We start from the raw sequence: 20,681 nt of genomic DNA, 5'->3' as shown, positions 1-20,681 counted from the left end.
CTATAACAGGTTGATCGCGTTTTCAATTTTCCTGACCACTGCCGCACGGTAAGCATGGTACTTATCTACATTGGTTTGGCTGGTTCTGGCTTCTTCAGCAGATTCCTCAAATTTTTCAGCAGCATCGGGTAGATTACCAAATTTGCTGCCATCTGTTTTTTTAAGTTCAATAACTACCGCCTCATAATCTCTGTCTGCCGTTTGCACCAATCCGAGGTTTTCACTGTTAAATATCCCGGCGTCTTCTATACTCAATAAAATATTTCCTAAGGTTTCTTTTATCTGTTCCATAGTTATAATAACCGATTAATTTCGTTATTGTTTGATTTGGGGCGGGCGATGCCCTCGCTAGAGCCAGACCCTTATTTTACTATCCCTGACGGTTGTCTTTGTGTAGCAACCTTATTTTTAGAATACGCTGTAGCGGGGAAAAAAGGGCTGGAGAATTTTAAATAGCAAAAAATTCAATGCCTGTAATATTCCAGGAAATCAAATCACTTCGGACGTTTATCAAAACGACAATAATAGGTTTAGGACACCAATAAACTCTTTTGAGGGATGTACCTGTTGGCTAGACTTAAGGCAACAAGGATTTGTTCCTGTTTAGACAGGCAACATTGAAAATAAAAGAGAGGAGGAGCAATATTGAACTTCCTCTCTTTTATTTTATGATTCAGTCACATAGACTGTATAATATGTATTGCTGATTAATAATTTAATACTGCTATAAAAGTCACAGTCCAAACTACAAGGTAAAATAAACCGATTGAGATTGCTACAGCGTTAGTGTTATCTTTTTTAGTGTGATTTTCCATGTGATTTTTGTTTAATTCCCAAACGTAGTAAATTATTTTAAATTATGTAATATCGGTTTGATTAATATTACATCTTTTAGCTGTTTGGCAGGATAAGCCGGGTGCTCGTCAAAAAATCAAAACCTTTTTCTATTCATTTCGCTTTAATAGGAAAATTGAACATCACAGACCATACGAAACAGCAGGTGAATTACAGGATTGGTCTGAAAAAATAAATGTCTATGGGTCTTTCAAAATACGTCTCCAAAAGAGATTTTACCAAAACCGCAGAACCTAAAGCCGGTAAGAGTAAAGATAAAAACAAGTTGATGTTTGTTATCCAAAAACATGATGCCTCCCATCTGCATTATGATTTCCGGCTGGAAATGGAAGGCGTATTAAAAAGCTGGGCTGTACCTAAAGGTCCGTCTACCGATCCGAAAACCAAACGTTTAGCCATGATGGTGGAAGATCATCCTTTTGATTACAGGAATTTTGAGGGTATTATTCCAAAGGGAGAGTATGGCGGGGGTACCGTGATCGTATGGGACGAAGGTACCTATGAGCCGATTGAACCCATTAAAGGTAAAAAGGCACAGGAAAAACATTTATTGCAACAGCTCAATGCCGGTTCCCTAAAAATCATCCTTCATGGAGAAAAACTGAAAGGTGAATTTGCATTGGTAAAAACCCATGGCATGGGGGAAAATGGATGGCTCATGATTAAACACAATGACGAGTTCGCTTCAAAAGAAGATATCACCAAACTGGATGAATCGGTCTTGTCTGGCAAAACCATAGCGGAAATGGAAAAAAACAGTGATAAGGTTTGGAAAGCCGGTCATGAGGAATTCCTTCCAGCTGAAGGAAAAAAAAAACTGAGTAGAAGTAAAGCTAAAAAGCAGGAGTCAAGCCTGGCTGAGGATAATGCCAAACGAGAAGATAGTACTGGGGAAACAGATGTAACATCCCTGCTGAAGCAGGCACCCAAATCAAAAATCCCGATAGGTATAAAACCGATGCTGGCTACACTGATAGATGAGCCCTTTGATGATCCGGATTGGGTATTTGAAGTCAAATGGGATGGTTACAGGGCCTTAGCTTTTATGCAGAAGGGCGATGTTCAGCTATTGTCCAGGAACAATAAGCAGTTCAATGAAAAATTTTACCCGGTATATGACCTCCTGCAAAAATGGGATTTGGATGCTGTTTTTGATGGGGAGATCCTGGTGATTACGGACAAAGGGATTTCAAATTTTGGCAATCTGCAAAACTGGAGAAGTGAAGCCGATGGAAATTTGGTGTATTACGTATTTGATTTGCTCTGGTATGGTGGAAAAGATCTGAGGGAACTCACCCTTGGTCAGCGTCAGGCTATCCTGAAAAGTATACTGCCGGTAGACAATGACCAGGTTAGGCTAAGCCAAGTTTTTAAAGCTAGTGGTATAGAGTTATTTCATGCAGCAGAAAAGATGGGCCTGGAAGGGATCATTGCGAAAAACTCAAATAGTATTTATATCCCCGATGCCCGGTCTAAAGACTGGCTGAAAATTAAAACCCATAAAAGACAGGAAGTAGTAATTGCCGGTTTTACTAAAAATGAAGATACTTCCAAACAGTTTAGTGCGCTGTTGCTGGGTGTGTATGAAGATGGGGTATTACAATATGCAGGTAAAGTAGGCACAGGTTTTTCTGATAAACTGCAGAAAGAAATGATGGCTCAATTTAAGCCATTGATTACCGATAAAAGTCCGTTTACAACCATTCCTGATGTGAATAAACCTTCCAGGTTCAGGCCCAATCCTCCCAAGGCTAAAGCTACCTGGCTTAAACCGGAATTGGTAGGGGAAGTGGCCTATGCAGAGATAACCACTGATGGTGTTTTCAGGCAAGCTTCCTTTCAGGGGATGCGCGTAGATAAAAAAGCAAAAGATGTAGTTAGGGAAATACCATCTGATATGGAAAAAATTGTTGAAGAGGTGAAACAGGAAGACAAAAATCCACATAGCGAAGCAGTTAAACCACCCGCATCAAAGGAACGTAAAACCTTACTCAATCCAAAAGACGAAACCCAGGTGCGCAAAGTAAGCGGACATGAATTGAAATTTACCCACCTGAGTAAACTTTACTGGCCGGAAGATAATGTAAGTAAAAGGGATATGTTCAATTACTATTACCAGGTAGCCGAGTATATTCTGCCCTATCTAAAAGACAGGCCCATGTCGCTGAACCGATTTCCGGGTGGCATACATAGTAAGGGTTTTTACCAGAAAGATGTAACAGGAAAGGCACCTGAATGGGCTAAAACCTTTGCCCATGTAACAGATGAAGGAAAACATAACCAATATCTCCTTGGAGATGAAGAAGCGAGCCTGCTTTGGATGGCAACGCTGGGCTGCATAGAAATGAACCCCTGGTTTAGCCGTGCGCAGTCGCCCGATAATCCAGATTATTGTGTAATTGACCTTGATCCTTCAGATCAGACTACTTTTGATCAGGTAGTTGAAGCTGCGTTGCAGGTTAAAAAGGTTTGTGATGCAATTGATGTACCTTCATTTTGTAAAACTTCCGGATCTACCGGTATACATATATATATCCCACTGGGAGCCGCTTACTCTTACGATCAGTCGCAAATGTTTGCAAAGATCATTGTTAGTTTGGTACACAAAGAAATTCCAGATTTTACAAGTCTGGAGCGTTTTATTGCAGACAGAAAGGGCAGGATGTATCTTGATTTTCTGCAAAACCGTCCTGGGGCAACTATTGCCTGCCCATATTCGCTCCGGCCAAAACCTGGGGCAACTGTTTCTATGCCACTGCATTGGGACGAGGTAAAACCCGGATTAACAATGAAAGATTTTACTATTTTTAATTCCATAGATCGCCTGAAAGAAACCGGGGATCTTTTTAAAGGGGTATTGGGTAAGGGGGTCGACCTTGAAAAAACAATTGCGCGTGCGCAAAACACTTTCAAATAGCTTCATTTTTAATAGCTGACCAAAGCCGGAGTATTTGTCTAAACATTGCTTTGGCTTTGATCAGCTATTGACTGTTAGGATCAGGAGCCAGGCTTCTCCATAAATAAAAAACGAGGTAGGATTCCCAGCCACTGAAACCCCTGAAAAGTTCTTCTATTGCTGCTCCATCATTTTTATCTGTAATGATATGGTGCCGGAGCAGTGTATTGAGCAGCCCGGCATCTCCATGAGGAATAGAAGAGCGCTCTTTAAGGCTTTTCATCAATACATAATTAGCTGTCCACTGACCTATGCCGCGGAGGCTGGTCAGGTATTTAAGCCTGCCGGCAAAATCAGGCAGCGCATATAGGATCTTTTTACTCAGCTTATGGTCAGTAATTTCGCTGGCCATAGTCATCAGGTATTCTATTTTTCTGCCCGAAAGCTGCATCACCTTAAGATCATTTATCGATGCTCCGGCAACGCTTTCAGGCGATGGAAACAGGTAATGCCGATCGCCCTGATAGTCAATCAAAGATCCATAATGTTCTACCAGCCTTCGTTTTATTTTATAAGCAAATGGGAGGTTGATCTGCTGTCCGATAATGCTCCAGGCAAATGCTTCAAACAGATCGGGCATCCCCATAAACCGAAGGCCACGGAACTGAGTTGTCATATAAGCCAGTTCCGGGTAAAAGGAAAGTTTTTGGTAGAAAACCTCCAGTTCAATTTCTAAGTCGAACCAGCCATTCAAAAAATCTCTTATATGATCTTCTCCTTGTTCAGAAGGTTCAGCGGTTAACCAGTTTACCACCAGTCTATCTGGCAAAGGATAAATGTCAACAAGCATCTGCTCAGTTCCGCTTTGAAAAGCCCTCCTTACACGGTCGGGATAGACCCTGTATAGACAATCGTCATATCCACGGCTCAGAAACCACAGACATTCCTGTTCATTAAATAATCCTTTAATAGGAATTTCGATTGTTCTGTATATCATCCTCCAAAATAAAATATACGCTGCAGATCCGCAATCCGAATCCTGCGGTTTTGTCGGATCTATTTTAACGGATGAATAGGATAGATGTTTTTAATACCGCAAGATCCGGATTTTGATGTCTGCGATAAACTGTAATTTTGGAAGGAGAGGTTGATAGCCGTTCATCAAATTTATGTATCATCATTTAGAAACAGGAAAAGACGAGGCAGAACGAAAAAAAAATGTTGGGTCATTGATCCGGTCAGGTGCAATTGCTTTAGGCGGGTATAAAAAAGCAAAGATCTATGGATTACTAAGCTGCTCATCAGGTAAGCGGATGAAAATTGAAAACCGGATATTCTTTAAAAATGAAGCTGAGGCCTTAAAGCTGGCTTACAGGCCTTGCGGAAATTGCCTGCCTGCAAAATATAAAAAATGGAAAGAGGGCCTGGAGTTTAATGGTAAATTATAACACTTTGTTTAAAGCGCAAGAAACGGGTTTCTCGGGCTCCTGGCTTAGGGTAAATTTGTATAAATAAAATAGAGACGATTATGAACAATTTTGTGAAAGAATTTAGGGGCACAGACAATCATATCAATGAAATTACGGATGTCCCTGTAAGAAATTCAAAGTATAAACAAGCCATGAAAGCACGTATTGAGCATACCAAACTTTCGGCCATGCCAGATTCAATTCATATAAAAAGCTGGGAGGATGAGGATTTGGGACAACCTGTGGCTTACCAGTTCGCTATTTCTGCTTTTGGAGAGATTTTAATCGGATCTACAGCGAAAGGCGTATGTTTTGTAGGTTTTACCAATAACAACCGGGAAGAAACCTTAAAAGATTTAAAAAGAAGGTTTCCTGCCAGTGTAATGGAAGAAAAGGAAACAGAATGGCAGCGTGAAATCATTGTACAGATGAATCATCCTGAAGAGCAGTTGCCAGTACATCTTCATCTTAAGGGCACAGGATTTCAGTTGGACATCTGGAAGAAATTATTACAGGTTCCATATGGCGGGGTGATAACTTATGCACAACTTGGCGGCAGCTCAAAAATTGCAAGGGCTGCAGGTACTGCTGTAGGTAGAAATCCTGTCTGTTATATTCTTCCCTGTCACAGGGTTGTGCATGGGGATGGGAGTTTTAACGGCTATTTCTGGGGAAATGACTTGAAAAAAAAGCTGCTAACCTGGGAAGCTGCCGCGGAAGCCTTTGAAGTGATTAGAACATTGAATTAACAGCATTTAGAGCAGCTTTGCTACGGATAAATTATCCTCAAATTAAAAAATGATGGGAACACAGCAGGAGTTAGATTATAAAAGGGTTGCATCAGCGATCACTTATTTTAAAGAAAACTATAAGGCACAGCCTAAACTGGAAGATGTAGCCGAACATGTTCATCTGAGCCCATTTCATTTTCAGCGCATGTTTCAGCATTGGGCGGGAGTTACACCAAAGCAGTTTTTACAATACCTGAGTGTAGAACATGCCAAAGAAATCTTAAAGAATACTGGCGCGACACTGTTTGAAACGGCTTACGAGACAGGGCTATCAGGAACCAGCCGACTGCATGATCTGTTTATTAAAGTAGAAGGCATGACGCCAGGTGAATTTAAAAATGGAGGCGAAACACTTGCCATTAACTATATATTTGCCAATACCCCGTTCGGAACGGTTTTAGTCGCCTCTACAACCAAAGGAATTTGTCATATGGCTTTTGCAGACGAAGGCGAGACTGTTGCACTGGAGCAGCTCACATCCTCTTTTCCTAATGCCCATTATACTCAGATTGTTGACAAGATACAGCAAAATGCCTTATTTATATTCTCAAAGGATTGGAGTAATCTGGACGAAATAAAACTTCACCTCAAAGGCACGGCCTTCCAGATTAAAGTTTGGGAAACCTTGCTTAAAGTGCCTTCAGGAGGGTTAACTACTTATTCAAGCCTGGCAAAAAGCGCAGGTTATACCGGTGCATCAAGGGCAGTAGGTACAGCAATAGGCAATAATCCTGTTGCTTTTCTTATTCCCTGTCACAGGGTAATTAAGGCTACCGGCGAATTGGGGCAGTATCATTGGGGTACCGTGCGAAAAAATGTTATCATCGGCTGGGAGGCAGCCCGGCAGCACACAGCTATTTAAATTGTTTATTGAGCTTCGGTGGTGGTCTTTGCGCTCAATTCCTTTTGTTTAATTAGGTCAAACTTAAAAAGCTCTTCAGTGCTTACGAGTTTTCTTGTACATTTATCTATATCTGCACCTTCTGCTGTCCATAAATAGGGGCGGAAACTATAAGATTTACTTCCGTCGAGGTTTGCAATAAACTGGTTCCATGTTGACCATCTTAAGCCTTTATAAAAGGAAGAAAGGTCACTGTCAAAACAGAAAAGAATAAATTCGCCATAACCAAAACCCAGGGGTTCCCAATTTAAGCTATTTGGGGCGAGGTAGTAAATGTTTTTGATATCCTTGCCAAATGCACCATAATTAATGGCAAAAAAACCGCCAACGGCATCATCCGCAACCAAAAGAAATAAAGGTTTATCTCCGTATTCCTGGATTGATTTTCCCTTGTTCCATTCTGATACAGAACGGTTTAACCTGGTGCTTCCTGAGCCTAATATCCTGACCCAGCCATTATCAACCATCATACCGCCGGTATTATAAATCACGCCCCCCAAAGTGGAGTAGGTAGACACCTGGGTATTGTATAATACTTCTTTTGCTTTAGCAGAATCCAGTTCGAGAACTTCAACTTTATTTTTTGCAGAATCGATCCACTTTTTGATGAGTGGCCAGGACGGATCCTTTTTGTTGACCAGTTCATCCAGGCTTTGCATTTTGTTTTGTGCAAAAGTGCCGGAAGAAAGTAAGACTAAAAAAAGTACAGAGAGGGTTTTAATAGCGCTTTTCATAAACGAGTAATGTATCTTTCAAAGATAGAATGATAATTTCTTATATTACTATCCTTTTAGCCTGTTGTTATGAATAAAGAAAACTTAGTCAGATTTCTTCAAAATACAAGCCTGGTGTCTTTTCACACTGCCGTGAAAATTGCCGGGCAGTTTCACGAAAAGGTGATCCCAAAAAACCAGCTTCATCTGGAAGAGGATAAAATATGCAATGAATACCTGTTTCTTGAGAAAGGGTACATGCGCGCATTTGCCCACGATACGGAGGGAAGTGAGGTAACTACGAACTTCTGTTCGCAGGGACAAATGGTATTTGAAGTAAACTCCTTTTTTAACCGCACAAGGTCGAAAGAAAACATACAGGCACTGACAGATTGTGAAGGGTTATATATTAGTTTTGAGGAGCTGAATAATCTTTTTCACACCTTACCGGAGTTCAGGGAGTTTGGCAGGGCCGTGCTGGTTAAAGGTTATGCAGATCTAAAAGGGAGGATGCTGTATATGATTACAGAAACAGCAGAAGAGCGGTATGAAAATCTGCTTAAAACCAATCCGCAGATTTTTCAGTTTGCCCCCTTAAAAAATATTGCTTCTTATCTTGGGATCACCGATACTTCCCTGAGCAGAATAAGAAAGGAAATTCTAAAAAAATAGCAGGTTTTTATTTCTTGTCATTTGGCAAGATGCTGCCCTCTATATTTCATTTCCTTTGTTTTATAAATTAATCAATAGAACAATGGAACATTTACCCTCTTATATCAGCATTGTGTTTACGCTAAGTACTGCTTTGATCATTCTATTAATATACAAAGCCAGTAACTATTCAAGATTCTTAATCACCCTGATAACCATCTGGCTGCTCCTGCAATCTGTTGTTAGCCTTTCGGGATTTTACACAGTAACCACAGGATCACCTCCAAGGTTTGCTTTACTGCTGTTGCCGCCAATATTCCTTATCGCGACTTTGTTTTTTACAAAAAAAGGAAAGGTCTTTATTGATCCGCTGGATATAAAGATGTTAACCTTGCTTCACGTCGTCAGGATACCGGTAGAACTTACCTTGTACTGGTTGTTTCTGCATAAAACGGTACCGCTGGTGATGACATTTGAAGGAAGGAATTTTGACATTTTCTGCGGGATTACGGCGCCATTCGTTTATTATTTTGGGTACGTTAAAAATTCTCTTCAGAGAGGTGTGCTGATAGGCTGGAATATACTTTGTTTGTTACTTCTGGGCAATATCGTTATCACAGCACTCTTATCCGCACCTTTTTCTTTTCAGCAATTTGGATTTGACCAGCCCAGTATTGCGCTTTTTTATTTTCCTTTTATCTGGCTTCCCAGTTGTATTGTACCTATTGCTTTGTTTGCGCATCTCGCTACTTTAAGAAAGCTACTTAAAAAAGATGATTTTAACCTGGGTTAATATGATCCCATTGTCGTCTCCTTAGATTTGAATTTTCAAACAAATAATTTAAAGACAGCAAACATGAAAACTCTACAGATAGGGGACAAGATACCCTCATTTAACTTGAAAGATCAGAACGGTAAACTTTTTAAATGGGGATGCACATGCGGAGAAAGTACTGGATTTTCTTCAAGTTTAAGTGTAATCACCATAGCTATATAAAAAGCCGGAGTGGGTTTTGAATAAATCTCCTGCCCCGGCTTTATAAATTAAACTTTGTCCTTATTGACAAAATTCATAGCACCCATTATACTGATGCAGACAAATCCGACAAAAAATATAAATATGGAAAGGTTATCTTCAGTAGAAACCTTACCTCTTTTAAAAAGTATATAAGCTATTACTAAATTAAACAGTGCCCAGCAGACATTGACGATTGGAGAGGACAGGCCTTTACCGGGAGGTTTTGCAAAAGGAGTGGGGAAGGCATCGCCTGAGATTCCCTTCACAAAATGAGGGATAAAGTTTCCAAAAAAGCTTCCGGCCCAAAAGCCTGCAAAATAATGATACCACTGCATAATAACGGGTTTTAATGTGAATATATACTTGATTTAACTTATCGACGATATTTGTTTATGTGTCGAAAGTAATGCAATTTTTTTAACAATCCTATATCTATGATTTAATATTATATTTGGCCTACAAAGCGATATTAATCACATGAAGAAAATTACGTTAGTTATTCTGGCACTATTCATTACCACTGCCTCATTTTCACAAGGTATGTTCAATTTGTTTAAACGCTCAGATGATTTTTTTGACTTGATGCAACAGCATAAGTTTACAGAAGCACATGATGCTTTTGATGCCAACCTGCAAGCTAAAGTATCAGTTGCAGATTTGGAGAAACTGTGGGGCGAGCTGGATACGAGATATGGAAAATATGATTCAGCAGCAGCAACACAGGGAAAAGCAGAAGGCGAATTTTATGTAGTTACGGTAGATGCGAAATTTGCGAAAGACAGCCAGTCGTTCATCATGGCTTATAATAAAGCTGAAAAAGTAGTCGGTTTTTTCCTGAAGCCACGATCGGTTTCCAGTGTATACTTAAACCCTGCCTATGCAGATACCACTTTATATGCACAAAAAGAGATTTATGTTAAAACTGCCGGCCATGTGTTGGTAGGGGTGCTCACCACTCCGAAAAAAGTTACCAACTTCCCGATAGTGGTACTGGTTCATGGTTCAGGACCGAACGATATGGATGAAACCGTTGGCCCGAATAAGCCATTTAAAGACCTGGCAGCAGGTCTGGCGGCAAAAGGAATAGCCAGTATCCGTTATGTAAAAAGAACCACGATCTACTCTGGTGAATTTAATGGGGCATTTACAGTAAAAGAAGAAGTAACGGATGATGCTGTAGCTGCTGTAGCTTTAGCGGCAACTATTCCGGGAATAGATAAAAAACAGATCTACCTGCTGGGGCATGGTATAGGAGGGATGCTTGCACCGAAAATCGCTGCGCTTACTCCGGAGCTGAAAGGGATTATCCTGGCAGAATCTCCAGGAAGGAAATTTACCGATGTATGGGTAGACCAGAATAAATATATGTTTGATGCGGCAAAAGATACCACTCAGGCTGGTAAAAAGCGTTATGATATGATACTGGCCGAACTGGAAAGAACCAGGATCACCAAAGCGGGAACAATGAAACCGGATTCTACGATCTTTGGTATGCCGGCATCTTACTGGATCGATATCAACCAGTACAACCAGGTTGAAGCTGCCAGGAAATTAAACAAGCGTATCCTGATCATCCAGGGGGGAAATGATTTTCAAACTTATCCTGCAGATTATGCGGCATGGAATGAAGCTTTGGGCAAAAAAAGTAATGCGACCCTTAAATTATATCCCGATCTGAACTATTTATTAAGCTCTCAGGTAGAAAAAGGTACTACCAGTCAGTATCAGAATGCATCAAGTGTTTCCGAGACCCTGATTAATGATATAGTGGCATGGATTAATACTAAATAATACTTAAATTGGCTATTTTCTGATAAAAACATCAATAATGTGTAAAATGTCAAATTGAAATGAGGGTCATCCCTCATTTTTTTTATATTTGGTCAGATGGCAAAATTTAAAGCACTACTCTTCGATCTTGATGGTACCCTTGTTGACTCTGAACACTTTCATTGGAATACATGGAATGAATTATTGGCAGAATCTAATGTTCGGTTAGAATATGAAGACTTCCTGAAAAATTACGCGGGTATTCCATTACCTGGTAATGCAGTAAGACTAAAAGAACTCTATGAAATTGAATCTCCTATTGAATTGTTGATTTCCCGTAAGGAAGACCTTACTGTAGAACGGTTAAAGACCAGTATTATTGAGCTGATGCCCCATGTACAGGATACACTTGATTTCTTTTTGAGCAAAGGGGTCACAATGGCGCTGGTTACAGCGAGTAAAAGACCTGATGTTGATGAAATGTTTAAGAAAAACGGTCTGACAAAATATTTCAGCCTGTTAATTACCCGCAGTGATGTAGTTAACAGTAAACCTGATCCGGAATCTTATAACCTGGCTGTAGAAAAACTGGGATTGCAAAAATCAGAATGTCTGGTATTTGAAGACACGCTAAATGGTTTACGCGCGGCAAAAGCTGCAGGCCTAACCTGCTTTGCTATCCAGGGAAATGAAGAAGACCATTTGAAATTGGCAGCTGCTGATCAGATATTCCTGAATTTCCAGGTGGCTAAACAATATTTAATAGATAACGAATTGATTTAAATGATTATTGAAAGCAGTAAGTTATTTACTGCTTTCATATTTTTCTGTGATCAGCGTCAGCAGATCGTCGTTGATACTAGTATTAGCTTCTGCTTTCCACTTCAGTGCTATATCTGGTCTGATCTCAAAATTCTCGTGGCCGTCAATAGATACAATATGATTGGTTCCATCTTCGTCCGTTACCGCATGAATAGCTACAGGGATATTTTTCCCTTTAAATTCTACTTCGAATCTGCTGATATGATAACTCATAGCCGGTTAGTCCCTTTTTAAATTCTCCAGGTAGGTAGTCAGGATGTCTTTTAAATAGATCTCTGGTTTTGGCATCGTGATCACTGTTCCGGGAGCTTTATCCTGTGATTGTTTGATATAGTTTGCTTTAATCTTTCCCCAGTCTTTTGAATACAACTGTATAAAGGTATCTACAAACTGTTTGTCGGTATAATCTTTTGGAAGCTTACTCAATACAACTTCAATTTTCTCTTCTTTCCTATGTAATACTGCCATAATGATTTTATAATATTTCCAAAGCTATAACTCTAAATTGAATTATATAAACTTTTATCTTTTTCAATTGTTTTAAGGAAGCCAGATTAAAGGGCAGGGTTCATTTTGTCACTAAGATCATCATCATGACAGATCAATTGAAAGAACGGGGGTTACTGAATTTCTTTATACAGTGTTTGCAGGATTTGTATAGTGCAGAAAAGAAATTTATTAAATGTGCAGCAGCTTTGTCCATTGCTGGTTATACAGAGGAATTACAAAGTGCTTTAGTAGCTCAGTCTCATGAAGCAGAGATACATAAAGAGCGTCTGGATCTGGTGTTTAAATTACTCAAAAGGCAGCCTGGCGAAGGTAAATGTAAAGTGATCGAGATCCTGACTGATAAATCTGCTGAGATTGTGAAAACAGTGGAAACCGGCACCGCATTGCGGGATGCTGCTATCATTTATGCTGTTCAGCTGATTGTACATTATAAAATTGCCAGTTACGGAAGTTTGATTTCTTTGCTTGGCGAAATAGGTGACGATAGTGCCCAGGTATTACTGGAAAGATGCCTGGCAGAAGAAAAAAATGCAGATGCTTATCTAACGCAGATAGCAATCAATTTTATTAACCCGGCAGCTAAAAAAGAATCTTCCTGATCTGCAGTTATGATTATTTATTATTGTTTTTAATGGATTGCAGGTGAACCTCTTTGATCGCAAAATATTTATCTCTCCACATATCCCGGCTTCTTTTCATACCTTCAAAATCAGTAGGTTCAGGTTCATTCTCATGCTTGTCTGACGGGTTGTCGTTCAAAGCGAGAAAATCATAATCCAATACTTTGCCATATTTGTCTAATACCGAATCGGGAAGAGTGGGATCTTTGATATGGTTATAATAACTGGATCTGTCAAAACCTGCTGCCCTAACCAGTATTGTGATTTTTATACCTTTCTTACGAACAATCCCGTTTAAATATTCTCCTCTGTGTTTCTTGAAATCCCCGTTTTTCACTTTAAACAAGGTAAATATTTCCTTAATAAAAATATTCTACATTTTATTTCTATTATTCTACATAAGTGTTTATTTTTATGTGAATTGTGTAGAATAGTGCAGGTTTTTTTTAAAAATACTCTACAGTATTGACTACTCATCAAATGAATGTGTAATAAATTGAGATGGAAACTTATTTCAGATTTAAACTTATTGGCATGATTAGCCGGCGGCATAAAGCTGGCTTATTTCCCTTGTTGCAGGTCGTCATGTCTTTTAACAATGATAAAATATTCTATTCATAATAGTTTGTATCTTGGCATGATTGTAATAAATTTGTTATACTCACTAAAAGAATATTATAATATAACTGATAGAACCCTATAAAAGTTCGTAAAGGCTATTTTATCAAAACAAAAATAATGGCAGGTTGTATACCAAAATCCCTTCATCACCTCATAGTGAACGCCCCTTATGCTGTAGCTATTCTGGATGGCCAGTTGAATTATATCACTGCTTCAGTTCAGTGGCTTAGTGATTTTAGGCTGGAGGGCGATCTGTCTGGCAAATCTTTTCTTACGGTTTTCCCTAAAATAGGTCCGCAATGGATGCCACTTTACCTGGAAGCCTTGAAAGGAAACCATAGTAGCGGGGATGGGGAAGAGGTCGTTTCCCTGGACGGCAGTTTACAATGGCTGAAATGGGATATACAACCCTGGCTTAATGATACAGGAGCTATTGGCGGAATAATCATTTATCTCAAAAATTCTACTGTCTGCAGGAAAGAGCAGGCAGCGCTAAAAAGAAGTCTTGATCTTTATCAGCAGGCCAATGAAGATGCGCGTTTAGGTTTGTGGGAAATTGATTTCAAAAAAAAGGAGTTATTCTGGTCTGCGGTTACTAAACAGATCTATGGGGTGGCAGATGACTATCAACCACAGCTTACTGCAGCGATTGACATTTTCAAAGCCGGGACTTTAAAGGATAACCTGATTAAAAACTTTATTAATGCAGTGGAAAGCGGTACGGGGTATGAACTGGAAATTGAACTCACAACAGCAAAAGGCGAAGATCTCTGGGTAAGAACTAAAGCTGCCACTGAGTTTGAAAACGAAGTTTGTGTCCGTATGTATGGTACCTTTCAGGATATTCAGCAGCAAAAATTACAGGAGATACAATTGGCCAATAGTGAAATTAAATACCGCTCGCAGATTGAAAATTCACTATACGCATTTTTGCTGATCATCCCTGGAGGCGTAGTGATCGAAGCCAATCAATCGGCCACAGATATGTTTGGTTATACTTTGGAAGAGTTTCATCAGATAAGAAGACATGACCTGCTTGATCGTCAACACCCGGATTTTGAAAATTTTATGCTCACCAGGCATACCGTTGGCAAAGTAAATATGGAATTAACCGGAATCCGTAAAAACGGGGAACACTTCCCCTGCCAGATTTCGGCTACAATTTATACAGATAGCGAGGGAATCATCTACAATAACCTGGTGATTGTAGACTTGACAGAAAGACAGCGCGCGGAAGAGCAGACCCGATTGATGATCAGTGACGAACGTAAATTGTTACGCACATTGATAGATAACCTTCCCATTAGCGTATATATAAAAGACAGGGAATTCAAGCGGACAATGGTTAACCGTTCTGAGATCATCTATATGAATGGCTCATCAGAAAATGATCTGCTTGGAAAAACAGATTTTGATCTTTTTCCGGCTGATTCTGCGGCAATCTGGCTGGAGGAAGATCAGCATGTATTTGAAAGCGGCAAATCTATCATCAGCAAGGAAACCGTCGATAAAAAAGCAGATGGAACAGTAAATTATATGCTGACATCCAAAATTCCTTTATTCAATACGGCCGGTGAAATTATTGGCTTGCTGGGTATCAATTATGATATTACCCAGATCAAAGAAGCAGAATATGCCCTGGCGGTTAGCGAAGAAAAGTATCGTGAGATTTTCGAGAATATACAGGATATCTATTACCGCACCGATCAGAATGGGATTGTTACCGAGATCAGTCCCTCAGTGGAAAGATACTCTTATTATCAGCGGGATCATATCATAGGAAACCCTGTATCAGATTTTTATTTTTACAGGGAAGACAGGGAGAAGATTGTCGAAGCCTTAAAAGCAGATTTTGCCGTGACAGATTTTGAGGTGAAACTAAAAACCAGAAACAAAGATCTGGTGTATGCTTCCGTAAATGCGAGGCTGATTATTCAGGATGGCGTGGTAATAGGTTCTGAAGGCAGTATCCGTGATATTACACAGCGGAAAAAGCAGCAAAATGAACTCACCCTGCTGAATACAGAATTGCAGGCCCTGAATAACCACCGGGAAAAACTGCTTTCTGTAATTGGGCACGATCTTAGAAATCCTATTGCAGCCAGTCTAAAACTGGCTGAGCTGGCATTGATGGATATGGAGGATACCACAAAAGAAGAATTGACCGAATACCTCTTAAGAATGAAATTAGGTCTTACCAATGCCAATGAATTGCTGGAAGATCTCCTGCACTGGGCAGCGAACCAGTTTAATTCCCATAATTTTAATCCCGTCCTGATCAGCGATGTAAAGATGCAGGTGCTTACCTGTATACAGCGGCTAAAACCTATGGCACATGAAAAAGGCCTTGAACTGATAGAAACTATTGAAAGTGGCTTGTCAATTACTGCCGATAAAGATATGCTGGATGCTATTATACGTAACCTGGTATCCAATGCGATCAAATTTACGCGTAAGGGACATATTACTGTCACTGCTCAGTCCCGTGAAAAGGATGTGCTTTTTGCTGTGAGTGATACAGGAAATGGAATATCCGAACAGGTGATTGGTCAGTTATTTAGGAAAAGTTCCATTTATACCACTTATGGAACTTCAGGTGAAAAGGGCACTGGGCTCGGTCTGGAGCTTTGCCGTGATTTTGTGGAAAAACACGATGGCAAAATATGGGTGGAAAGTACTGAAGGAAATGGCAGTACCTTTTATTTCACGATACCGATTTAAACTTTATTTTATTAATCAGGACAAAAATTCTATATTTAGTCGGTTGGCAGCTGCTGCTAATTCGTTATACCAGATATAAACCGATGTGTTACCGGAGACTCTTCCTGTTATTTATAGGCTGTTTATTATCCTCTTTGGCTGTTGCTCAGCAGGATCAGATTCAGTTTTCCCGCATTGATATCTCCAATGGCCTGTCTCATAACCAGGTAAATGCCATTTTGAAAGATGCCAAAGGTTTTATGTGGTTTGGCACACTTTCCGGTCTTAACCGGTATGACGGTTATGAATTTAAGATTTTTAAACATGACCCAAGGGACAGCACCTCGCTGACCGATGATTTTATCACCAGCATTTATCAGCTGCCAGACAATAAGCTATATCTCGAAACCCGCAGCGGCCCAAATATCTATGATCCCCAGACGGAAACTTTCGTCAGGAATGTTAAAGGCTACCTGAAAGGCTTGCACATTCAGGCTAAGGTGATCCGTGATGTGATCAAAGATGATGAAGGTAACTTCTGGTTCAATGCCGCTGACGAAGGCATATTTAAATACAATACCACTACCGGATTAACGCATCATCTGCTTTGTGATGGAAAGCAAAGCTTTTCCCTGAAACAAACAGCGATAGCGGCATTGCAGAAAGATAGCAGAGGAAACATCTGGGTGATCCACAGCGATAGAACCATCGAAATGCTCAATATCCGCTTAGACAGGGTACAAAAACGTATCAATTTGTTCCCTCAGCAACAAAATGTTGTTTCGCAGGATTACCGTTTGTTTATCGATCAGTCCGGGGCTTTGTGGGTATACAAGCTCAATCAGCAGGAAGGTGTAAGTTATTATGATCCCGCCACCGGCGAAAAACGCTTTATCGATAAAACACCGGGCGGATTAAATAACAATCTGGTCAATAGTATCCTGCAGGATGCCAATGGGCTGATCTGGATAGGTACTGATCATGGAGGGATTAATCTCCTGAATAAAAAAGATTTTACGATCAGGTACCTGGTGAGTAAAGAGTATGACCCTAAAAGCTTGGGCCAGAATAGCATACTGAGTATGTATAAAGATGTTTCGGGAATCATTTGGGTAGGAACGTTCAAAAAAGGAGTGAGTTTTTACCATGAAAAAATACTAAAATTTCCACTGTACAGGCACCAGGACGGGAACGCGGAAGGTTTAACCTATGAAGACGTAAACCGCTTTGCGGAAGACGAAAAAGGAAATATCTGGATTGGAACCAATGGCGGGGGACTCTTTTATCTGAACAGGACAACAGGAATTTTTAAACGTTACCTGCACCAGTCTGACCAGCCAAATAGCCTCAGTAATGATATTATAGTCAGCTTATACATCGACCGGCAGAAAAAACTATGGATAGGGACTTATTTTGGCGGGCTGGATAGTTTTGACGGGCAGTATTTCAGGCACTATAAACACAATGTCCAGGACCCGGCAAGTTTATCTGATGACAGGGTATGGGATATCCTGGAAGACCACCGTGGTAATTTATGGGTGGCAACACTGAGCGGAGGGCTGGATCAGCTGAACAGGACAAACGGTGAGTTTAGTCACCATCGGGCGCATCAGCCCAATAGCATTGGCTCAGATTATATTTGCTGCCTGATTGAAGATCATGAAAGTAATGTTTGGATAGGTACCTCAGATGGTATTGATGAGCTAAAAAAAGACGGTCATTTTGTACATTATCAAAGTAAGGCCGGGCAACCCAACAGCCTGATCAATAATATTGTGTACGACCTGATGCAGGACAGTTACGGTTTTATTTGGGTAGCTACCCGCGATGGGATCAGCAGGTTCGATCCGCATAGCGGTCATTTCAGGAATTTTGACGCTAAAGATGGTTTAACTGAAAAAGCTACCCTCAAAATAGTAGAAGATGCAGGAAGAAACCTTTGGTTAAGTACTTCCAATGGTTTGTTTAATATCCTGGTCACGAAAAACAAAACAGGAGATTTTAGCTATGCGTTCAGGAAATATGATGAACAGGATGGATTACAGGGCAGTGCGTTTAATGCCAATGCGGGTTATAAAACCAGGTCGGGGGAGCTGCTGTTTGGCGGTGCAAATGGTTTTAACCTCTTCCAGCCCCTGCGGATAAAAAATGACAGGACTAAACCTGTAATTGTACTTTCGGGCTTGCAGATATCCAACCGTAATATCAGGATCGGTGAAAAAGTGGATGGTCATACAGTTTTAAAAGAATCGGTTTCCCTGACAAAAAAACTGCAGCTGCATTATAACGAGAACGGGTTTACCATTGCTTTTGCGGCACTTAATTTCTTCAATCCGCAAAAGATCAGGTACAGGTATATGCTGGAAGGTTTTGATCACCATTGGCAGGAATTGCAGGATGACAGCAGAAGGGCAACCTATACCAATATTGATCCGGGAAATTATGTGTTCAAGGTGATGTCTACCGATGCGTCTGGAAACTGGGTGAACAATGAAACCCGGCTGGGCATTGTGATTTTACCTCCTTTCTGGAGGACAACCTTTGCGTATCTGTTGTATATGATGGCTGCCGGTGGTACCTTATTGCTGATTAGGCGCAGAGGTATCCGGCGGATAAAGAAGGAATTTCTGGTAGAACAGGAAAGGCAGCAGGCCAAAAGGATGCATGATCTGGATTTGTTGAAAATCAAGTTCCTGACCAATGTGAGCCATGAGTTCCGCACGCCGCTTTCACTGATTATCACACCTCTGGAAAAACTTATTAGAAGGGCTCCTGAATCCGACAAACAGCAATTGCAAATGATCCAGCGCAATGGCAGGAGGTTGCTGAACCTGGTAAACCAACTGCTGGATTTCAGGAAGATGGAAGTGCAGGAGTTAAAGCTGCACCCCAAAACAGGAGATGTGGTGCAGTTTATTCAGGAGTTGTCGTGGTCATTTAGTGATGTGGCCGACCGCAAGAATATTTGTCTTGATTTTATAACGAACAGGAAAAGCCTGGTTACCCGTTTTGATCACGATAAACTGGAAAGGATCATCTTTAACCTGCTGTCCAATGCCTTTAAATTTACTCCTAACGGAGGGCAGGTGAAGGTAAGGCTGGAAGCAGGTACAAGCGCAGCCGGACAAACCCAGTTGATGCTGAAAATAAGCGACACCGGTATCGGCATACCTGCCGATAAACAGTCGCAGATCTTTGATCGCTTTTTCCAGGACGATGTACCCGATTCAATGGTGAACCAGGGAAGCGGGATAGGTTTATCTATCACCAGGGAATTTGTAAAACTGCATGGTGGAACCATCGGTGTGCAAAGTGTCCCAGATCAAGGGAGTACGTTTACGGTAATTTTCTATTTCCCCGAGTTAGAAAGTAATTTGGCAGGAGCCGGAGTCATTGCTGGTAGTGAGGAAAACGTGGCACTGCCGCAGCATGCTGCATTTTCTTCTCAGCGATCGCTGATTACTGCCGAGCTAAAGGCCCCTTCAGTTGTAGAACAATTCTCCTGGAAAAGCAAAAAGCCGGTGTTGATGCTGGTAGAAGATAACGAGGATTTCCGGTTTTACCTGAAAGATAACCTGAAGGAATATTACCAGATTGCCGAAGCCGCCAATGGCAGGGAGGGATGGCAAAAGATACTGGGGCTGCACCCCGATCTGATTGTGAGCGATGTAAGCATGCCCGAGATGAACGGGATAGACCTTTGTAAAAAGATTAAATCAGATAAACGCACGGCACATGTACCTGTGATCCTGCTAACGGCACTGACCACAGAAGACCAGCAGTTAACTGGTCTGGAAACCGGGGCAAACGATTACATGACCAAACCTTTTAATTTTGAAATCCTGCTTTCTAAGATCCGGAACCTGCTGCAACAGCAGGCCTTGTCCAAAAAGACTTACCGTAAGCAGGTTGATTTTAAGCCTGCAGAACGCGAAATTGAATCGGTTGATGATAAATTTATCCGTCAGCTTTCGCTGCATATAGAGAAACATCTGTCAGACCCCGCCTATACCGTAGACCAGCTGAGTGCAGATATGAATATGAGCAGGGTAGGCCTCTATAAAAAGATTTTGCCGCTGACCGGTAAATCGCCCATAGAATATATCCGTTCTTACCGTTTACAGCAGGCTAAGCCACTGCTGCTTAAATCGCAGCTCACCATTGCTGAGGTGGCTTATGAAGTTGGTTTCAGTAACCCCAAACACTTTAGCAAGTATTTTAAACAGGAATTTGGTATCCTGCCTTCTGTCTTCGCCCTGCAAAAAGAAGAATTAAACAACTCCGAATACATTTAAAGCCGTTTCGTTAACATTTGAATACCCAATTGTTATCATTTGGATGCCT

The 20,681-nt window shown here is 40.7% G+C and carries 18 protein-coding genes; 11 read left to right on the top strand and 7 right to left on the bottom strand.

The features are described 5' to 3' along the window. Entirely contained in the window at window positions 1-291 is a 291-nt protein-coding gene (locus GSQ84_RS22690; RefSeq protein WP_158799669.1) for a hypothetical protein, read from the bottom strand. A gap of 745 nt (window positions 292-1,036) precedes the next feature. Between GSQ84_RS22690 and ligD the strand changes: the two genes are divergently transcribed. Beyond that, complete coding sequence (ligD, locus tag GSQ84_RS22685; RefSeq protein WP_158799668.1) at window positions 1,037-3,772, top strand: DNA ligase D; 2,736 nt, start codon at window positions 1,037-1,039, stop codon at window positions 3,770-3,772. A 64-nt stretch (window positions 3,773-3,836) separates the two neighbouring features. Here ligD and GSQ84_RS22680 read toward each other — a convergent pair whose 3' ends face one another. Continuing rightward, window positions 3,837-4,748 (bottom strand): DNA-3-methyladenine glycosylase, encoded by a 912-nt coding sequence (locus GSQ84_RS22680; protein WP_158799667.1) that lies wholly within the window; start codon window positions 4,746-4,748, stop codon window positions 3,837-3,839. 172 nt (window positions 4,749-4,920) lie between these two features. Here GSQ84_RS22680 and GSQ84_RS22675 point away from each other — a divergent pair, with 172 nt between their 5' ends. The 3 genes from GSQ84_RS22675 (at window position 4,921) to GSQ84_RS22665 (ending at window position 6,873) form a co-directional block, all read left to right on the top strand. After that, window positions 4,921-5,199: an Ada metal-binding domain-containing protein gene (locus GSQ84_RS22675; RefSeq protein WP_158799666.1), complete on the top strand. Its 279-nt coding sequence runs from the start codon at window positions 4,921-4,923 to the stop codon at window positions 5,197-5,199. Window positions 5,200-5,279: 80 nt separating this feature from the next. After that, window positions 5,280-5,969: a methylated-DNA--[protein]-cysteine S-methyltransferase gene (locus tag GSQ84_RS22670; RefSeq protein ID WP_158799665.1), complete on the top strand. Its 690-nt coding sequence runs from the start codon at window positions 5,280-5,282 to the stop codon at window positions 5,967-5,969. A 52-nt stretch (window positions 5,970-6,021) separates the two neighbouring features. Next, a complete protein-coding gene (locus tag GSQ84_RS22665) occupies window positions 6,022-6,873 on the top strand; it encodes a methylated-DNA--[protein]-cysteine S-methyltransferase (RefSeq protein WP_158799682.1) in 852 nt (283 codons plus the stop codon). Window positions 6,874-6,878: 5 nt separating this feature from the next. On the opposite strand, the gene GSQ84_RS22660 is transcribed toward GSQ84_RS22665, so the two are convergent. Continuing rightward, window positions 6,879-7,646 carry a DUF2625 domain-containing protein gene (locus tag GSQ84_RS22660; protein ID WP_174238686.1) on the bottom strand — a complete coding sequence of 256 codons (768 nt, stop codon included), beginning with the start codon at window positions 7,644-7,646 and terminating at the stop codon, window positions 6,879-6,881. Window positions 7,647-7,715: 69 nt separating this feature from the next. Between GSQ84_RS22660 and GSQ84_RS22655 the strand changes: the two genes are divergently transcribed. Both GSQ84_RS22655 and GSQ84_RS22650 read left to right on the top strand, forming a co-directional pair. Further along, window positions 7,716-8,297, top strand: coding sequence for a Crp/Fnr family transcriptional regulator (locus tag GSQ84_RS22655; protein ID WP_158799664.1), 582 nt, complete (start codon window positions 7,716-7,718; stop codon window positions 8,295-8,297). Window positions 8,298-8,379: 82 nt separating this feature from the next. Beyond that, window positions 8,380-9,069 carry a hypothetical protein gene (locus GSQ84_RS22650; protein ID WP_158799663.1) on the top strand — a complete coding sequence of 230 codons (690 nt, stop codon included), beginning with the start codon at window positions 8,380-8,382 and terminating at the stop codon, window positions 9,067-9,069. Window positions 9,070-9,320: 251 nt separating this feature from the next. Here the strand turns inward: GSQ84_RS22650 and GSQ84_RS22645 are convergent, their stop codons facing one another. Next, complete coding sequence (locus tag GSQ84_RS22645; RefSeq protein ID WP_158799662.1) at window positions 9,321-9,629, bottom strand: hypothetical protein; 309 nt, start codon at window positions 9,627-9,629, stop codon at window positions 9,321-9,323. Between the two features lie 142 nt (window positions 9,630-9,771). Between GSQ84_RS22645 and GSQ84_RS22640 the strand changes: the two genes are divergently transcribed. Both GSQ84_RS22640 and GSQ84_RS22635 read left to right on the top strand, forming a co-directional pair. Continuing rightward, window positions 9,772-11,085, top strand: a complete 1,314-nt coding sequence (locus GSQ84_RS22640; protein WP_158799661.1) for a DUF3887 domain-containing protein — start codon at window positions 9,772-9,774, stop codon at window positions 11,083-11,085. Between the two features lie 96 nt (window positions 11,086-11,181). Then, window positions 11,182-11,847 carry an HAD family phosphatase gene (locus tag GSQ84_RS22635; protein WP_158799660.1) on the top strand — a complete coding sequence of 222 codons (666 nt, stop codon included), beginning with the start codon at window positions 11,182-11,184 and terminating at the stop codon, window positions 11,845-11,847. A gap of 21 nt (window positions 11,848-11,868) precedes the next feature. On the opposite strand, the gene GSQ84_RS22630 is transcribed toward GSQ84_RS22635, so the two are convergent. Both GSQ84_RS22630 and GSQ84_RS22625 read right to left on the bottom strand, forming a co-directional pair. Then, window positions 11,869-12,099 (bottom strand): hypothetical protein, encoded by a 231-nt coding sequence (locus tag GSQ84_RS22630; RefSeq protein WP_158799659.1) that lies wholly within the window; start codon window positions 12,097-12,099, stop codon window positions 11,869-11,871. A gap of 6 nt (window positions 12,100-12,105) precedes the next feature. After that, window positions 12,106-12,354, bottom strand: coding sequence for a hypothetical protein (locus GSQ84_RS22625; protein ID WP_158799658.1), 249 nt, complete (start codon window positions 12,352-12,354; stop codon window positions 12,106-12,108). Window positions 12,355-12,479: 125 nt separating this feature from the next. On the opposite strand from GSQ84_RS22625, the gene GSQ84_RS22620 reads away from it, so the two are divergent. Beyond that, window positions 12,480-12,995 carry a DUF892 family protein gene (locus GSQ84_RS22620; protein WP_158799657.1) on the top strand — a complete coding sequence of 172 codons (516 nt, stop codon included), beginning with the start codon at window positions 12,480-12,482 and terminating at the stop codon, window positions 12,993-12,995. 13 nt (window positions 12,996-13,008) lie between these two features. On the opposite strand, the gene GSQ84_RS22615 is transcribed toward GSQ84_RS22620, so the two are convergent. Beyond that, a complete protein-coding gene (locus GSQ84_RS22615) occupies window positions 13,009-13,353 on the bottom strand; it encodes a hypothetical protein (protein WP_158799656.1) in 345 nt (114 codons plus the stop codon). 401 nt (window positions 13,354-13,754) lie between these two features. Between GSQ84_RS22615 and GSQ84_RS22610 the strand changes: the two genes are divergently transcribed. After that, a complete protein-coding gene (locus GSQ84_RS22610; protein ID WP_158799655.1) occupies window positions 13,755-16,358 on the top strand; it encodes a PAS domain S-box protein in 2,604 nt (867 codons plus the stop codon). A gap of 83 nt (window positions 16,359-16,441) precedes the next feature. Then, window positions 16,442-20,632: a two-component regulator propeller domain-containing protein gene (locus GSQ84_RS22605; protein ID WP_158799654.1), complete on the top strand. Its 4,191-nt coding sequence runs from the start codon at window positions 16,442-16,444 to the stop codon at window positions 20,630-20,632. Window positions 20,633-20,681 lie beyond the last annotated feature (49 nt).

The sequence above is a fragment of the Pedobacter sp. L105 genome, assembly GCF_009765875.1.
GTDB lineage: Bacteria > Bacteroidota > Bacteroidia > Sphingobacteriales > Sphingobacteriaceae > Pedobacter.
Note: the sequence above shows the minus strand (reverse complement) of the source record. Positions and strands in the feature narration are given on the sequence as shown.

Coding starts and splice junctions, on each gene's coding strand:
- GSQ84_RS22660 (WP_174238686.1), bottom strand. CDS start 7,646: ATGAAAAGCGCTATTAAAACCCTCTCTGTACTTTTTTTAGTCTTACTT.
- ligD (WP_158799668.1), top strand. CDS start 1,037: ATGGGTCTTTCAAAATACGTCTCCAAAAGAGATTTTACCAAAACCGCA.
- GSQ84_RS22680 (WP_158799667.1), bottom strand. CDS start 4,748: ATGATATACAGAACAATCGAAATTCCTATTAAAGGATTATTTAATGAA.
- GSQ84_RS22630 (WP_158799659.1), bottom strand. CDS start 12,099: ATGAGTTATCATATCAGCAGATTCGAAGTAGAATTTAAAGGGAAAAAT.
- GSQ84_RS22620 (WP_158799657.1), top strand. CDS start 12,480: ATGACAGATCAATTGAAAGAACGGGGGTTACTGAATTTCTTTATACAG.
- GSQ84_RS22625 (WP_158799658.1), bottom strand. CDS start 12,354: ATGGCAGTATTACATAGGAAAGAAGAGAAAATTGAAGTTGTATTGAGT.
- GSQ84_RS22670 (WP_158799665.1), top strand. CDS start 5,280: ATGAACAATTTTGTGAAAGAATTTAGGGGCACAGACAATCATATCAAT.
- GSQ84_RS22675 (WP_158799666.1), top strand. CDS start 4,921: ATGTATCATCATTTAGAAACAGGAAAAGACGAGGCAGAACGAAAAAAA.
- GSQ84_RS22635 (WP_158799660.1), top strand. CDS start 11,182: ATGGCAAAATTTAAAGCACTACTCTTCGATCTTGATGGTACCCTTGTT.
- GSQ84_RS22610 (WP_158799655.1), top strand. CDS start 13,755: ATGGCAGGTTGTATACCAAAATCCCTTCATCACCTCATAGTGAACGCC.
- GSQ84_RS22665 (WP_158799682.1), top strand. CDS start 6,022: ATGGGAACACAGCAGGAGTTAGATTATAAAAGGGTTGCATCAGCGATC.
- GSQ84_RS22645 (WP_158799662.1), bottom strand. CDS start 9,629: ATGCAGTGGTATCATTATTTTGCAGGCTTTTGGGCCGGAAGCTTTTTT.
- GSQ84_RS22690 (WP_158799669.1), bottom strand. CDS start 291: ATGGAACAGATAAAAGAAACCTTAGGAAATATTTTATTGAGTATAGAA.
- GSQ84_RS22640 (WP_158799661.1), top strand. CDS start 9,772: ATGAAGAAAATTACGTTAGTTATTCTGGCACTATTCATTACCACTGCC.
- GSQ84_RS22605 (WP_158799654.1), top strand. CDS start 16,442: ATGTGTTACCGGAGACTCTTCCTGTTATTTATAGGCTGTTTATTATCC.
- GSQ84_RS22650 (WP_158799663.1), top strand. CDS start 8,380: ATGGAACATTTACCCTCTTATATCAGCATTGTGTTTACGCTAAGTACT.
- GSQ84_RS22655 (WP_158799664.1), top strand. CDS start 7,716: ATGAATAAAGAAAACTTAGTCAGATTTCTTCAAAATACAAGCCTGGTG.